This window comes from Actinacidiphila sp. bgisy167 (assembly GCF_057707665.1).
Map to the genome: position 1 here is coordinate 19,056 of NZ_JBYIQP010000078.1, position 14,585 is coordinate 33,640.

At 73.3% G+C, this 14,585-nt stretch carries 11 protein-coding genes and 1 riboswitch; of the genes, 3 read left to right on the top strand and 8 right to left on the bottom strand.

Translation table 11 applies throughout. The features are described from left to right. Positions 1-49 precede the first annotated feature (49 nt). The 4 genes from AC3ET4_RS24630 to AC3ET4_RS24645 all read right to left on the bottom strand — a co-directional run bounded on the left by AC3ET4_RS24630 (position 50) and on the right by AC3ET4_RS24645 (position 5,364). Complete coding sequence (locus tag AC3ET4_RS24630) at positions 50-694, bottom strand: thymidine kinase (protein WP_431952979.1); 645 nt, start codon at positions 692-694, stop codon at positions 50-52. A 65-nt stretch (positions 695-759) separates the two neighbouring features. Continuing rightward, complete coding sequence (locus AC3ET4_RS24635) at positions 760-1,944, bottom strand: alkaline phosphatase family protein (protein ID WP_431952981.1); 1,185 nt, start codon at positions 1,942-1,944, stop codon at positions 760-762. Beyond that, positions 1,944-2,531, bottom strand: a complete 588-nt coding sequence (locus AC3ET4_RS24640; protein ID WP_431952983.1) for a DUF5998 family protein — start codon at positions 2,529-2,531, stop codon at positions 1,944-1,946. The genes AC3ET4_RS24635 and AC3ET4_RS24640 overlap by 1 nt, the downstream gene beginning before the upstream one ends. A gap of 28 nt (positions 2,532-2,559) precedes the next feature. Continuing rightward, the gene (locus AC3ET4_RS24645) at positions 2,560-5,364 is read right to left on the bottom strand and encodes a bifunctional acetate--CoA ligase family protein/GNAT family N-acetyltransferase (RefSeq protein ID WP_431952985.1); all 2,805 of its coding nucleotides are present in this window, start codon (positions 5,362-5,364) and stop codon (positions 2,560-2,562) included. A gap of 120 nt (positions 5,365-5,484) precedes the next feature. Between AC3ET4_RS24645 and AC3ET4_RS24650 the strand changes: the two genes are divergently transcribed. Beyond that, positions 5,485-5,766 (top strand): HPr family phosphocarrier protein, encoded by a 282-nt coding sequence (locus AC3ET4_RS24650; RefSeq protein ID WP_431952987.1) that lies wholly within the window; start codon positions 5,485-5,487, stop codon positions 5,764-5,766. A gap of 213 nt (positions 5,767-5,979) precedes the next feature. Here the strand turns inward: AC3ET4_RS24650 and AC3ET4_RS24655 are convergent, their stop codons facing one another. Further along, a complete protein-coding gene (locus tag AC3ET4_RS24655) occupies positions 5,980-6,672 on the bottom strand; it encodes a GntR family transcriptional regulator (protein WP_431952989.1) in 693 nt (230 codons plus the stop codon). 216 nt (positions 6,673-6,888) lie between these two features. Beyond that, positions 6,889-7,638, bottom strand: a complete 750-nt coding sequence (locus AC3ET4_RS24660) for a M23 family metallopeptidase (protein ID WP_431952991.1) — start codon at positions 7,636-7,638, stop codon at positions 6,889-6,891. Between the two features lie 14 nt (positions 7,639-7,652). Beyond that, a riboswitch (cyclic di-AMP (ydaO/yuaA leader) is annotated at positions 7,653-7,808 on the bottom strand. A gap of 84 nt (positions 7,809-7,892) precedes the next feature. On the opposite strand from AC3ET4_RS24660, the gene AC3ET4_RS24665 reads away from it, so the two are divergent. Then, entirely contained in the window at positions 7,893-8,984 is a 1,092-nt protein-coding gene (locus AC3ET4_RS24665; RefSeq protein ID WP_431952993.1) for a class I SAM-dependent methyltransferase, read from the top strand. 66 nt (positions 8,985-9,050) lie between these two features. Here AC3ET4_RS24665 and AC3ET4_RS24670 read toward each other — a convergent pair whose 3' ends face one another. Next, a complete protein-coding gene (locus AC3ET4_RS24670) occupies positions 9,051-10,421 on the bottom strand; it encodes a M16 family metallopeptidase (RefSeq protein ID WP_431953001.1) in 1,371 nt (456 codons plus the stop codon). A 17-nt stretch (positions 10,422-10,438) separates the two neighbouring features. Continuing rightward, complete coding sequence (locus AC3ET4_RS24675; RefSeq protein ID WP_431952995.1) at positions 10,439-11,785, bottom strand: M16 family metallopeptidase; 1,347 nt, start codon at positions 11,783-11,785, stop codon at positions 10,439-10,441. 204 nt (positions 11,786-11,989) lie between these two features. Between AC3ET4_RS24675 and AC3ET4_RS24680 the strand changes: the two genes are divergently transcribed. Then, positions 11,990-14,440 (top strand): DNA gyrase/topoisomerase IV subunit A, encoded by a 2,451-nt coding sequence (locus tag AC3ET4_RS24680; protein ID WP_431952997.1) that lies wholly within the window; start codon positions 11,990-11,992, stop codon positions 14,438-14,440. The last annotated feature ends 145 nt before the right edge of the window (positions 14,441-14,585 follow it).

The window sequence follows — 14,585 nt, forward strand, 5'->3', positions numbered from 1 at the left end:
TTTCGTCACCCACCCTGCAACCGGCGAAGGTGTGCGGGCACCGCGCCGGTCAGTCGACCGGCAGGACGTCCGGGGAGATGGCCGCCGCACGCGCCGCGGCCGCTGTCATCCGCCGGATGTGGTGGCGGCGGCAGAGCACCTCGTAGCCGATCGCCGTGCCGGGGCGGTTGACGTCGCCGACGACGACCTGCTCGCCCTCGACGACCATCTTCCCGTCCACCGTACGGGCGTTGTGCGTGGCCCGGGCGCCGCACCAGCACAGGGCCTCGACCTGGAGCACCTCGATCCGGTCGGCCATCTCCACCAGCCGCTGGGAGCCCGGGAAGAGCTTGGTGCGGAAGTCGGTGGTGATCCCGAAGGCGAAGACGTCAAGCCGCAGGTCGTCGACGATGCGCGCGAGTTGGTCGATCTGGTCGGGGGTGAAGAACTGGGCCTCGTCGACGATGACGTAGTCGGCGCGGGCCCCGGCGGACAGGTGCGTGACGAGGTAGCCGTAGAAGTCGAAGTCGTCGGCCGCCTCGACGGCCTTGGTCTCCAGGCCGAGCCGGGAGGACAGGACGCCTTCGCCCGCACGGTCGTTGCGGGTGAAGATCAGGCCCTCCAGTCCGCGCGCCGAGCGGTTGTGCTCGATCTGCAGGGCGAGGGTGCTCTTCCCGCAGTCCATCGTTCCGGAGAAGAACACGAGCTCAGGCATGAGGAGGCGGCGGCCTTTCGGGCGGGCGGTGGGCGGGTCGGAAGGGGCGGTACGGGCGCGATGCGTCAGGTGCGGACTTCGAGCAGCGGCACCAACTGCTCCACGGGGGTCATGGAGCCGTGCAGACCCACCATGGTGGACTCCCCCGGCTCGGTGCGTGTGGCGACGATCGCGATGTCGTCCCGGGCGACGGCGACGACGTCGCCGATACGGCCGCGCACCCGGTCCTCCACGACGGGGCCGAACCAGCCCGCCGCGATCGCCTCCTCGCGGGAGGCCACCCACATCTGCTCTCCGAGCACCTCGCTCCAGACGGCGTGGACGTCGGCCGCGGCGCCCGGCACCGCGTAGACGTGGCGGGCGCGGGCCTCGCCGCCGAGGACGGCGACACCGGCGCGCAGCTCCCAGTCCTCGTCGAAGTCGATCCGCGACTCCGGGTCGAAGGGGATGTCGATCATGCCGTGGTCGGCGGTGACATAGAGGGCGCTGCGCGGCGGGAGTTGCTCGGCGAGCCGCTGGACCAGCCGGTCGGCCGTCATCAGCTGGCCGCGCCAGGCGTCGGAGTCGACACCGTGGCGGTGGCCCATGGAGTCCAGCTCGCTGTAGTACGTGTAGACCAGCGCCCGGTCGGCCGCGGCGAGCCGCTCGGCGGTGAGGTCCATGCGTTCCTCGCCGGTGAGCCGCCCGTGGAAGGTGCCGCCGCTGAGGGCGATCTTGGTCAGCGGGGTGTGCTCGAACGTGGGCGAGGTGACCTGGCAGGTCTCGATCCCGGCCTCCTGGGCGAGCCGGAAGACGGTGGGGTGCGGCTGCCAGTCGGCAGGTGAGGTCCACGGCTGCCAACGCAGCTGGTTCATCAGCTCGCCGGTGTCCGGGTTCAGCACGGTGTAGCCGGCCAGGCCGTGCACGCCGGGCGGCAGGCCGGTGCCGACGGAGGCGAGCGAGGTCGCGGTGGTGGAGGGGAAGCCCGCGGTGATCGGCCGGCCGCTGCCGGCGGCCGAGCCGGCCATCAGGGAGGTGAGGAACGGCGCCTCATCGGAATGGCGGCGGATCAGTTCCCACCCCATGCCGTCGACGAGGAACACGCACACCCGGTCGGCGGGCGCGAGGTCGAGGGCCGTCCGTGGGACACCGGGGACGCCGAGCCCGGCGGCTACCGCGGGCAGCAGGTCGCTCAGCGCGCCGTCGCCGTAGCGGGGGGCGGGCGCGGCGTACGGATCCAGCGGTTCGTAGGACGGGGCGGGATGGACCATCAGGAGGCCGCGCCCGCGGTCGCCTCGGAGAGCGCCTGCGCGAAGGCCAGGGCCTGGCGGACGGTCTCGGGGCCGTCGCCCGCCTCGCTCACCCGCAGGCTGAGGTCGTCGGCGGTGGAGGAGCCGGTGTAGCCGTGGTCGGCCTCGCAGTTGGGGTCTCCGCAGGCGGCGGGCTCGAGGTCGATGCGGCTCACCGCGCCCCAGCCGATGGTCAGCACGACCTCGCGGGGCAGGGTGCCCGGGGTGTACGACTCGGGGTTGGCGACCACCCGGCTCAGCACGACCGACGAGATCCGCTCGAGCTTGACCGACTCCGAGGAGGTGGTGGCGTAGGGGCTCGGCGAGGTGTCGTCGGCGCTCTGCTCGTCGGTGTGGCTGACGATGAAGCGGGTACTGGTCAGGACCAGGACGGTGACATGTCGGCGGACCTCGTTCGCGTCGAAGGTGGTCTCCTGGTGGACCAGGTACGACGCGACCGGCTCCCCGCCGACGGCGGCCTCCACGGCCTCGGCCACAAGGGCGGGGTAGTAGCCACTGCGTTCGATGGCCGCGCGCAGCCCCTGGGTCGTCGTACCGGTCTTCGCCATGGCGACCATCCTAATGCGGAGCATGTGTTCAGAAGGACGACAGTGCCCGAGGCCCGAGGTCCGTGCGGGCCGGGGGCCGGGCGAGACGTACGGAGCCGCCGAGCACGGTGAGGCCGGCGGGGGCGACCACGACCGGTTCGAGCTCGACGCCGACCACCTCGGGCAGGTCGTCTACCAGCAGTGACACCCGGAGCAGCAGTTCTTCGAGGGCACCGGTGTCCACCGGCTCCGCACCGCGCCAGCCGAACAGCAGCGGGGCGGCCCTGATGGAGCGGACGAGCTCGGCGACGTCCCGGTCGGTGGCCGGGACCAGCCGGTGCGCCATGTCGTCGAGGAGTTCGGAGGGGGCGCCGGCGATGCCGAAGGAGAGCACGGCGCCCGCGGCGGGGTCGACGGTGGCGCGTACGACGGTGTCGACGCCGCGCGGTGCCATGGCCTGCACGACCGGGCACAGCTCCTGCGGGGTGCCCAGCCGGGCGGTCAGCTCCCCGAAGGCGCGGACGAGGTCCTCGGGGTCGGCGATGTCCAGGCGTACGCCGCCGAGGTCGGCGCGGTGCCGCAGGTGGGGCGCGGTGGTCTTGAGGGCCACCGGGTAGCCGAGCCGGCCGGCGGCCTCCAGGGCCGCGTCGATCCCGGGAGCCGGCAGCGCGGGCCGCACCGGGATGCCGTAGCGGGCGAGCAGCTCGGCGGCCGCGCGGTCGTCGAGCGTGACGCCGTGGGTGGCGGTGGGCTCCGCGGCCTCGTCCTGCTCCCGCTCCCCGGTGGCGGTGGCAAGCGCGCCGGCCTCGTCGGGCGCGCGGGCGGCGCGCGACGTCCTCTCGGCCTCGCCGAGCAGCCGCGTGACGTCCCGTCGTGCGCCCGCCTCGTCGACGTCCTCGAACTCCGGCACCCTGCCGGGGACGCGGGTGTCCCTGCGCCACCGTGCGTAGCCGACGGCCGCGGCCAGTGCCTTCACCGCGCGCTCGGCGGCGCCGTAGGCGGGGACGCGGACGGCCGCGAGCCGGGTGGCCATGGCCTCCAGCGCGGTGTGGACGACCACGACGGGCTTGCCGGTACCGGCCCCGTCCGCGGCGGCGCGGAGGGCTTCGGCCAGCTCCGGGTCGTCGCTGCTCGCGGGCACCTCGACGAGTTCCGAGCCGACGCGCGGGATGGCGGTGACCACGACGGCGTCGTGCGCGGGGTCGGCGAGGGCCGCCGCGAGAGCGGTCCGGAAGTCCTCGGGGGCGGCGGCGGTGGTCAGGTCGAGGGGGCGGCCGGGTTCCAGGCCCGCGGTGAGGCATGCGTCGTAGGTGAGCAGGCCGAGCGACTCGGAGTTGCCGAGGATCGCGACGCGGGGTCCCGCGGGCAGCGGCCGGCACGACAGGAGCAGCCCGGTGTCGAGCAGCTCGGTGACGGTGTCGGTGCGGATGACGCCGGCCTGCCGCAGCAGGGCGGAGACGGTGCTGTCGGGGATGCGGGCGGGGGGCACCGCGTGTCCGGGCGGGGCGGCCTCCGAGTGCCGTGCGCCCTTGACCACGACGACCGGCTTGACGGCGGCGGTACGCCGGGCGAGCCGGTAGAACTTGCGCGGGTTGCCGAGGGTCTCGAGGTGGAGCAGGGCGACGTCGGTGGCCGGGTCGTCGTACCAGAACTGCAGGATGTCGTTGCCCGAGACGTCCGCCCGGTTGCCCGCCGAGACGAACGACGACAGCCCGGCTCCGCGCCGGCGCAGCCCGGCCAGCAGCGCGATGCCGATGGCTCCGGACTGGGTGAACAGCCCGAGCCGGCCGGCGCCCGGGGTCTGCGGCGACAGGGAGGCGTTGAGCTGGACGTCCTCGGCGGAGTTGAGGACGCCGAACGCGTTGGGGCCGATGACGCGCATGCCGTACGCGAGGGCCTGCCGTACCAGGGCGCGCTGCCTGCGGCGGCCCTCGGCGCCGGACTCGGCGTAGCCGGAGGAGATCACCAGCAGGCCGAGGACGCCGTGCCGCCCGCAGGCGTCGACCACCTCGGCGACCTCGTCCGCCGGGACGGCGATCACTGCGAGGTCGACACGGTCGGCAATCTCGGCGACGGAGCGGTGGGCGGGGACGCCTTCGGGTTCGAGCGTGCGCAGGTCCTGGAGGAAGGAGCGGTTCACGGCATGGACGCGGCCGGTGTAGCCGCCCGCGACGATGTTGCGGAGCACTCCCCGGCCCACACCGCCGGGCCTGCGGCCGGCGCCGATGACGGCGACCGAGGCGGGGGCGAGCAGTCGCTGCACCGAGCGGGCCTCGGCCCGCTGCTCGCGGGCGCGCATGACGGCGAGGGACCGCTCGGTGGGCTCGAGGTCGAGTTCGAGCCGGACGACGCCGTCGGTGAAGCTGCGCTGCTGGGTGTAGCCCGCGTCGGTGAAGACCTTGATCATCTTCTGGTTGGCCGGGAGGACTTCGGCGACGAAGCGGCGGATGCCCCGCTCCCGGGCCACCGCGGCGATGTGCTCCAGCAGTGCGGAGGCCACGCCGCGGCCCTGGTGCGCGTCCTGGACCAGGAAGGCCACCTCGGCCTCGCCGTCGTCGGTGCGGTCGTAGCGCACGGTCGCGATGAACTCGCCGCCGACCAGGGCCGCCAGGCCGACGCGGTCGCGGTAGTCGTGGTGGGTGAAACGGTGCACGTCCCGGTCGGAGAGCCGGGGGTAGGGCGCGAAGAAGCGGTAGTACTTGGACTCGTCCGAGACCTTCTCGTAGAAGCTCACCAGCCGTTCCGCGTCGTCCGGCGCGATGGGCCGGACGTGGGCGGCCCCACCGTCGCGCAGGACCACGTCCGCCTCCCAGTGGACCGGGTAGTCGCGCTGCGCGTCGGACGGCGTCGTCATGGCCCCAGCGTACGGGCCCCCGTTCGCCGCGGGACGGGTGCGACGATGAGAGGACGGACCGGTGTCCGAGACATGGCAGACTGGTCTAGACCTCCTAGGAACGATCCGAAGGGCAACACCATGGCTGAGCGCCGCGTCACCGTCGGCTGGGCCGAGGGCCTGCACGCACGTCCTGCTTCGATCTTCGTCCGCGCGGCCACCGCCCTGGGCGTGCCCGTCACCATCGCGAAGGCGGACGGCGCCCCCGTCAACGCCGCCTCGATGCTCGCCGTACTGAGCCTGGGTGTGGCCGGCGGCGAGGAGGTCGTGCTCGCTTCCGACGCCGATGGCGCGGACACCGCCCTGGACAGCCTGGCCAAGCTCGTCTCCGAAGGGCTGGACGAGCTTCCCGAGACCGTCTGACACCTCGCGCGGGCGACGGCATACGGCACCCGAGGCGGCCCGGGGGAAATTCGACTGAATTTCCCCCGGGCCGCCTCTCCGTCTTGGTGTTCACATTCCGCGCAGCGCACGCCGCCATACGCAGGAAAGCATTCGGGCGCCATTCTCCGATTCTTATACGGCACTTCTGTTAAATCCGGCCGCTCGAAGTGTGTACGGCGTGTTTCCGATTCCTCACCGGGCCGCGGCGCCGCGGCCCGTGCTCTGCGGACGCCGCAGCCGGTGCTCCGCCGCGGCCCGCTCCACATGGGCCGCCGTCAGCCGCCGGGCCCGCTCGGCGTCGCCACGCGCCACGGCGTCCACGAGCGCGCCGTGCTCCTCCCACGACTCCACGGCGCGCCCTGGGTTGTCCACCGCGTACACCCAGGCGATCTTGTGCCGCAGCTGGGTCAGCAGCGCCACCAGGGTAGGGCTGCCGGAGGCCTGGGCCAGCGTCTCGTGGAACCAGCCGTCCAGCGCGGGCAGATCCGACAACTGCCGCCGCAGCGCACGCTCCTGCCCCAGCCGGACGAGTCCGCGCAGCACCTTCACATGCGATTCGGTACGCCGCTGCGCCGCTCGCGCGACGCCCAGCGGCTCCAGCAGGGCCCGGATGTCCAGCAGGTCGGCGGCCTCCTGCTCGGTCGGCTCGGCGACGGACGCCCCGGCGTGCCGGCGGGTCTGCACGAAGCCCTCGGACTCCAGGGTGCGCAGCGCCTCGCGCACCGGCACCCGGGACACCCCGTAGCGCTTGGCCAACTGCTCCTCGGTCAGCCGGCTCCCCGGTGCGAAGAACCCGCTGACGATGTCCTCACGGATCGCCGTACACACCGTCCGGGTCGAAATCCGGGGGCTTGCACCGCCGGTCCCGTTCACGTCCGACCCCATATCGCAGGTTCCTTTCGGTGCGCGCCGACGTCCCTTAATCCCCGTGCAACGGCGGAGTCGGCCTTTCTGCCGAGACTCTATTCCAGAACGGCGCCGGTACCGATGGCCGCCCTGAATTCATGGCGTATTTTTGGACACATCGGCGGCCGGCGGAACCGGTATGGCGAAGGCCCCGGCGGGGGAACCGGGGCCTTCGTGTGGGGGGAGGGGGATGGCTCAGATGCGGACGCCCTTGGAGCGCAGATACGCCAGCGGATCCACGTCGGAACCGTAGGACGGGGCCCTGCGGGCCTCGAAGTGCAGGTGCGGCCCGGTGACGTTGCCGGTGGCGCCCGACAGGCCGATCTGCTGGCCCGCGAAGACCCGCTGGCCCACGGACACGCGCAGCGACGAAAGGTGGCCGTACTGGGTGTACATGCCGTCCGCGTGGCGGATGACGACGTTGTTGCCGTACGAGCCGCCCCAGCCGGCCTCGACGACGGTGCCCGCACCGGCGGCGTGCACGGGAGTGCCGACGGGGACCACGAAGTCCACGCCGGTGTGGTGGCCGGAGGACCACAGGCCGCTGGCCGCGTGATAGGGGGTGCCGATAGCTCCGGCGACCGGCAGCATCCAGCCGCCAAGGGTGCCGCGGCCCGACGCGGCGCTGCGCGACGCGTGCCGCGCGGCGCGCTCCCGTGCCGCCTTGGCCGCGGCCTCCTTGGCAGCCCGCACGCGAGCGGCCCGCTCGGCCTGTACGACCTGGGCGTCGTGGCGCTTCTGCGCGACCACGGCGGCCCGGTGCTGGGCCGACGCCTGGTCGGCGAGCTGGGTGGCGAGGTCCCCGGCGACAGCGGCGCAGCGGGCGAAGGCCGAACCCTCGGTCCCGGCGTCGGCGGCCGCGGCGGGCCCGACGAACGCACCGGTGGTGGCGGTGGTCAGCGCGGCGGCGCCGGCCAGGGCGGAGCGTATGGAGATCGACGCCATGGGCAGGCGGAATCCTTTCCTTCCTTCTCGCCTACCGGGTTAGCTGACGGGTTCGGAGCAGGAAGGTCTCCTACGGACGGCGCGGGCCGCCCGATTCACCCCAGGGACGACACAGGTGGGTCCCCGGCTCCCCAGGCTCACGCCCGACGGGGACTCGGCGATCGTTGCTCCGGTGCCGCGGGAGGCGGCTGCTTCCGCCGGGCAACCCGAGGACGTTATCCGGGCGTTGCTCCCGACTCCAAAAAAATCCGGCGATGTGTGCGACATGCCACACCGGACGTCAACCGATCACAACCGGTCGCAACCGTCCGCAATGCCGCCTCATCCCGCTCCTCACGCTCCTCGGAGGCCGGCTCCCCGGGAGGCAGCAGCGCCCTCGGGGAGCGTTCTCGCGAAGCGCCGGCCCGGCGGCGACCGCGCGAGGCAGTCATGTGACCGCTGCCACAGGAGCGGCGTGGCCGTCCGGGCCCGGCGGCGGCGCCTTGTGCGTACGGTCACGGGATGACCACGACACCAGCGGCGGTCACCGACGCCGCCCGCGCCGCCGAGGACTTCCTGCGCGCCTTCCACGACCGGATGCCCGGCCTGCAGTCGAAGGGGACCGAGGCCGCCCCCACCCGCGACGGCCGGACCGGTTACGAGGTGCTGGCCGAGCGCGTCGCGGGCGCCCGGCGGGTCCTGGACCTCGGCTGCGCGGACGGCGCCCTGCTGGAACTGCTCGCCGGGCGCGGCGCCGAAACGGCGGCGTCGACCTGTCGGAGGGCGAGCTCACCCTCGCCCGCCGTCGGCCCGGGCTGGCCGGCGCCGTCCTGCGGCAGGGCCGTGCCCAGGAGCTGCCCTTCGCCGACGCCTCGTTCGACGCCGTGGTCAGCCACATGGCCCTGATGCTGATGGCGGACCCCGACCAGGTGGCTGCCGAGGCGGCGCGGGTGCTCGCACCGGGCGGCACCTTCGCGGTCGCCGTCGGCGGCGGGCCCGTCCCCGGCGAGGCCGTGGAGCTCTTCCTGGACGTGGCTCGGCCGTTCTGGGCGGCGGCGCCGGAGCGGCGCATCCCGCGGCTGGGCGACCGCAGGACACGGACCCGGGAGGGGCTCGACGGGCTCCTCGCGCCGCTCGGTTTCGCGCCACTGTCCTGGGAGACGGTCGTCATCGGCATGGACGGGACACCGGAGGAGGTCTGGTCGAGCCTCACCGGGGTCTTCTACGACATGGAGGCGCTGGACGAGGAGCGGACCGCGGAGCTGCGCGCCCTTTTCCTGGACCGGGTCGCGGGCCTGACCGGAGCCGGCGGACGCGTTCCGTGCGGCACGCGCATCAACGTGGCGACGGCCCGGCTGGCCCGCTGAACGGGTACGGGCGCGCCGCGGCCCCGGGCGCCGCGAGGGCGCCCGGGGCCGCGGCTGGCAGGTCCGTCAGTTGCCCGTGACGACCTCGACCGGGCCGATGCCCAGCTCGCGGACCGGGTCCGCGATGACGGAGGCGTCGCCGACCAGGACGACCACGAGCCGGTCCAGCGGGAAGGCGTTGACGGCCGCGGCCGTCGCCTCGACCGTGCCGGTGGCGGCCAGGCGCTCGTAGAGCCGCGCCTGGAAGTCGTCCGGCAGGGACTGCTCGACCTGGTCGGCGTAGGTGCCGGCCACCGCCGAGGCGGTCTCGTAGCGCAGCGGGGCGACGCCCACCAGGTTCTGCACGGCGGCGTCGCGCTCCTCGTCGGTCAGGCCCTGCGCCGCCAGGGTGCGCAGCACCTGCCAGGTGTCGGCCAGCGCGGGCGCGGTGACGTCGGTCGCCACGGACCCGGTGATGCCGAGCAGCGAGACGCCGGTGCCTTCCGGCGTGGAGAGCAGCACCTGCCCGAAGGCCCGGACACCGTAGGTGTAGCCCTTCTCCTCGCGCAGGACGCGGTCCAGGCGCGAGGTCAGCGTGCCGCCGAGGCAGTACGTGCCGAGCACCTGGGCGGCCCACACCGGGTCGTGGCGGTCCGCCCCGGCGCGGCCGATGAGCACCTGGGTCTGGACGGACCCGGGCCGGTCGACGATCACGACGCGCGCGGCGTCGTCCGCGGTGATCGCGGGCAGCGGGCGGCGCTCGGCGGGCTTGCCGCTCCACTCCCCCAGCGTGCTCTCCAGCAGCGACTCCAGATCGATCCCGGTGAGGTCGCCGACCACGACGGCCGTCGAGGTGGACGGCCGGACGTGCGCGTCGTAGAAGGCGCGGACGGCGGCCGCGTCGATGCGCGCGACCGTCTCCTCGGTGCCCTGGCGCGGCCGGGAGCAGCGCAGTTCCGCGGGGAAGAGCTCCTTGGACAGCGCCATGGCGGCGCGCCGCGCGGGGTTGGCCAGCTCGTGCGGGATCTCGTCGAGGCGGTTGCGCACCAGCCGCTCGATCTCGCCGTCCGGGAACGCCGGGGCGCGCAGCGCGTCGGCGAGCAGCCCGAGGGCCTTGTCGAGGCGGGAGGCGGGCACCTCCAAAGAGACCCGGACGCCCGGGTGGTCGGCGTGGGCGTCCAGGGTGGCCCCGCAGCGCTCCAACTCGGCGGCGAACTCCTCGGCGGTGTGCTTGTCGGTGCCCTCGGACAGCGCCCGCGCCATGATCGTGGCGACGCCGTCCAGCCCCTCGGGCTCGGCGTCGAGCGGCGCCGCGAGCAGCACCTCCACGGCGACGACCTTCTGCCCGGGCCGCCGGCTGCTCAGCACCGTCAGTCCATTGGGCAGCGTGGAGCGCTCGGGGACCGGGAAGTCCCAGGGCCTCGGCTGCCCCGGCTGCGGCCGCGGGTGGAACGTCATGGTGGTCTGGACGTCGGTCACTGGTCCGCGCCCTCCTCGTCCTCGTCGGAGCCCTCGCCGGCAGCGGAGCCCGTGGGCTCGTAGACCAGCACGGCGCGGTTGTCGGGCCGCAGGGTGGCGGCGGCGACCGCGCGCACCTCGTCGGCGGTGATGTCCAGGATGCGCCCGACGGCCGTCAGCGCCAGCTGCGGGTCGCCGAACAGCACGGCGTAGCGGCACAGTTCGTCGGCGCGGCCGCCCACCGTGGCGAGCCGGTCCAGCCACTCGCGCTCGAGCTGGGCCTGCGCCCGCTCCATCTCCTCCGCGGTCGGCCCCTCCTCGGCGAAGCGGGCCAGTTCCTCGTCGACGGCCGCCTCGACGGCGGGCACCTCGACGCCACTGGACGTCTTCACGTCGAGCCAGCCGAGCGACGGCGCCCCGGCCAGCCGCAGCAGGCCGAACCCGGCCGCGACGGCGCTGCGGTCCCGGCGGACCAGGCGGTTGTGCAGGCGCGAGGACTCACCGCCGCCGAGCACGGTCAGCGCCAGGTCGGCGGCGTCGGCCTCGCGGGTGCCGTCGTGCGGCAGCCGGTAGGCGGCCATCAGCGCGCGCGAGGGGACGTCCTCCTCGACGACCTCGCGCAGCTGCCCGCCCATCACCCCGGGGAGTGAACCGTCGCGGGGCGCCGGCTTGCCGTCGTGGGACGGGATGGTGCCGAAGTACTTCTCGATCCAGGCCAGCGTCTGCTCCGGGTCGATGTCGCCGACGACCGCGAGGACGGCGTTGTTCGGCGCGTAGTACGTCCGGAAGAAGGCGCGCGCGTCCTCCAGGGAGGCCGCGTCCAGGTCCGCCATGGAACCGATGGGGGTGTGGTGGTACGGGTGGCCGTCGGGGTACGCCATCGCCGTCAGCCGCTCGAAGGCGGTGCCGTAGGGAACGTTGTCGTACCGCTGGCGGCGCTCGTTCTTGACCACGTCGCGCTGGTTGTCCAGGCTCTCCAGGTCCAGCGCGGACAGCAGGCTGCCCATGCGGTCGGCCTCGAGCCACAGCGCGAGCTCCAACTGGTGGGCCGGCATGGTCTCGAAGTAGTTGGTGCGCTCGAAACTGGTGGTGCCGTTGAGGGAGCCGCCGGCGGACTGGACCAGTTCGAAGTGGCCGTTGCCCTTGACGTTCGCCGAACCCTGGAACATCAAGTGCTCGAAGAGGTGGGCGAGTCCGGTGCGGCCCTTCACCTCGTGGCGGGAACCGACGTCGTACCAGAGGCAGACCGCGGCGACCGGGGTGAGGTGGTCCTCGGAGAGCACGACGCGCAGGCCGTTGGCCAGGCGGTACTCGGTCGCGGTGAGGCCGCCGGAATCTGCCTCCGGCGTGGCCGTGTGACCCATGGGCAAGCTGTCCTTCCGGTCGCGTACTCGTTGTTTTGTGCTGAGACCTGCCACTCTAGGCAGCGGACGAAGGGCCCGCGAAGTTCCCGTCGCCACCGCGTAGCGGCCGGGGGGTGGTCCGGACTGTCGGTGCGGCGGTCCACAATGGTCCGCGTCAGTCCCTTGTCCTTTCCCATGAGGTCCAGCCGAAGGAGCAGCGCCCTGATGGCCCGCCGCACCACGAAGACCCCGCCGCCGGACGATTTCGAGGAGCGCATCCTCGACATCGACGTCGTCGACGAGATGCAGGGGTCCTTCCTCGAGTACGCCTACTCGGTCATCTACTCGCGCGCGCTCCCCGACGCCCGCGACGGGCTCAAGCCGGTGCACCGGCGGATCGTGTACCAGATGAACGAGATGGGGCTGCGTCCCGAGCGGGGCTTCGTGAAGTGCGCCCGCGTCGTCGGCGAGGTGATGGGCAAGCTCCACCCGCACGGCGACGCCTCGATCTACGACGCGCTGGTGCGCATGGCCCAGCCGTTCTCGATGCGCGTGCCGCTGGTCGACGGCCACGGCAACTTCGGCTCGCTCGGCAACGACGACCCTCCGGCCGCGATGCGTTACACGGAGTGCCGTACCGCTCCCGCCGCGATGCTGATGGTCGAGTCGATCGACGAGGACACGGTCGACTTCGCGCCGAACTACGACGGCCAGGAGCAGGAGCCGGTGACCCTCCCGGCCGCCTATCCGAATCTGCTGGTCAACGGCGCCTCCGGCATCGCGGTCGGCATGGCGACCAACATGCCGCCGCACAACCTCGGCGAGGTCATCGCCGCCGCCCGCCACCTGATCCGCTACCCGAACGCGGATCTCGAGGCGCTGATGCGCCACGTCCCCGGCCCGGACCTGCCGACCGGCGGCCGGATCGTGGGCCTGGACGGCATCCGGGACGCGTACGAGACCGGCCGCGGAACCTTCAAGATCCGCGCCACGGTGTCGACGGAGGACGTGACGGCCCGCCGCAAGGGCCTGGTCGTGACCGAGCTGCCGTTCTCGGTCGGGCCGGAGAAGGTCATCTCCAAGATCAAGGACCTGGTCGGCTCGAAGAAGCTGCAGGGCGTCGCGGACGTCAAGGACCTCACCGACCGCGAGCACGGACTGCGGCTGGTCATCGAGGTGAAGAACGGCTTCCACCCCGAGGCCGTCCTGGAGCAGCTCTACAAGCTGACGCCCATGGAGGAGTCCTTCGGGATCAACAACGTGGCGCTGGTCGACGGCCAGCCGCTCACGCTGGGCCTGAAGGAGCTGCTGGAGGTCTACCTCGACCATCGCTTCGAGGTCGTCCGGCGACGCAGCGAGTTCCGCCGCGGCAAGCGCCGGGACCGTCTCCACCTGGTGGAGGGCCTGCTGGTCGCCCTGGTCGACATCGACGAGGTCATCTCGATCATCCGCTCCAGCGACAACGCCGCCCAGGCCAAGGAACGCCTCATCGAGCGCTTCGCGCTGTCGGAGATCCAGACCCAGTACATCCTGGACACCCCGCTGCGCCGGCTGACCCGCTTCGACCGGATGGAACTGGAGTCCGAGAGGGACAGGCTGATGGCGGAGATCGAGGAGCTGACCCGGATCCTGGAGTCCGACGCCGAGCTGCGCAAGCTGGTCAGCGCCGAGCTGGCGGCGGTCGCCAAGAAGTACGCCACCGAGCGCCGCACCGTGCTGATGGAGCCGGGCGCGGCCCCCGTCGCGGCGGTCCCGCTGGAGGTCGCCGACGACCCGTGCCGCGTGCTGCTCTCCTCCACCGGGCTGCTGGCCCGTACGGCGAACGGCGAGGCCTCGACCCCGGCCGACGGCAAGCGGGTCAAGCACGACGTGATCGTCTCGGCGATCCCGACCACGGCGCGGGCCGACATCGGTGTGGTGACCTCCACCGGGCGCCTGCTGCGGCTCGCCGTGATCGACCTGCCGATCCTGCCGGAGAGCTCCGGCGCGCCGAACCTGTCCGGCGGAGCGCCGCTCACGGAGTTCCTGTCGCTGGAGCAGGACGAGCAGGTGCTCTGCCTGACCACCCTGGACGAGTCCTCACCCGGCCTGGCGCTCGGCACCGAGCAGGGCGTGGTCAAACGCGTCGTGCCGGACTACCCGGCCAACAAGGACGGCCTGGAGGTCATCTCACTCAAGGAGGGCGACCGCGTCGTCGGCGCCGTCGAGCTGCGCACCGGTGAGGAGGATCTGGTCTTCATCACCGACGACGCGCAGCTGCTGCGCTACCCGGCGGGCCAGGTGCGTCCGCAGGGCCGGGCGGCCGGCGGCATGGCCGGCATCAAACTGACGGAGGGCGCGAAGGTGATCTCCTTCACCGCCGTCGACCCCTCGGCGGACGCCGTGGTCTTCACCCTCGCCGGGACCCGCGAGGCGCTCGCCGGGGCCGAGGAGGGTACGGCCAAGCTCACGCCCTTCGACCAGTACCCGCGCAAGGGACGGGCGACCGGCGGTGTGCGCTGCCAGCGCTTCCTGAAGGGTGAGGACATGCTGCTGCTCGCCTGGGCCGGCGGCGCCCCCGCCCGGGCCGCCACCTCCACGGGCGCTCCGGCGGACCTCCCGCCGAAGGACCCGCGCCGGGACGGTTCGGGTGTGGCCCTCACCAAGCGCGTCACGGTGGTCGCCGGACCGGTGTGACCGAGACGCCGGAGCGCCCGGGGGGGGGGGGGGGGGGGGGGGGGGGGGGGGGGGTGGGGGGGGGGGGGGGGGGGGGGGGGGGGGGGGGTGGGGGGGGGGGGGGGGGGGGGGGGGGGGGGGGGGGGGGGGGGGGGGGGGGCGGGGG

Excerpts from the sequence above, each read along its gene's own strand:
- AC3ET4_RS24630 (WP_431952979.1), bottom strand. The coding sequence starts at position 694 with ATGCCTGAGCTCGTGTTCTTCTCCGGAACGATGGACTGCGGGAAGAGC.
- AC3ET4_RS24635 (WP_431952981.1), bottom strand. The coding sequence starts at position 1,944 with ATGGTCCATCCCGCCCCGTCCTACGAACCGCTGGATCCGTACGCCGCG.
- AC3ET4_RS24640 (WP_431952983.1), bottom strand. The coding sequence starts at position 2,531 with ATGGCGAAGACCGGTACGACGACCCAGGGGCTGCGCGCGGCCATCGAA.
- AC3ET4_RS24645 (WP_431952985.1), bottom strand. The coding sequence starts at position 5,364 with ATGACGACGCCGTCCGACGCGCAGCGCGACTACCCGGTCCACTGGGAG.
- AC3ET4_RS24650 (WP_431952987.1), top strand. The coding sequence starts at position 5,485 with ATGGCTGAGCGCCGCGTCACCGTCGGCTGGGCCGAGGGCCTGCACGCA.
- AC3ET4_RS24655 (WP_431952989.1), bottom strand. The coding sequence starts at position 6,672 with ATGGGGTCGGACGTGAACGGGACCGGCGGTGCAAGCCCCCGGATTTCG.
- AC3ET4_RS24660 (WP_431952991.1), bottom strand. The coding sequence starts at position 7,638 with ATGGCGTCGATCTCCATACGCTCCGCCCTGGCCGGCGCCGCCGCGCTG.
- AC3ET4_RS24665 (WP_431952993.1), top strand. The coding sequence starts at position 7,893 with ATGTGTGCGACATGCCACACCGGACGTCAACCGATCACAACCGGTCGC.
- AC3ET4_RS24670 (WP_431953001.1), bottom strand. The coding sequence starts at position 10,421 with ATGACGTTCCACCCGCGGCCGCAGCCGGGGCAGCCGAGGCCCTGGGAC.
- AC3ET4_RS24675 (WP_431952995.1), bottom strand. The coding sequence starts at position 11,785 with ATGGGTCACACGGCCACGCCGGAGGCAGATTCCGGCGGCCTCACCGCG.
- AC3ET4_RS24680 (WP_431952997.1), top strand. The coding sequence starts at position 11,990 with ATGGCCCGCCGCACCACGAAGACCCCGCCGCCGGACGATTTCGAGGAG.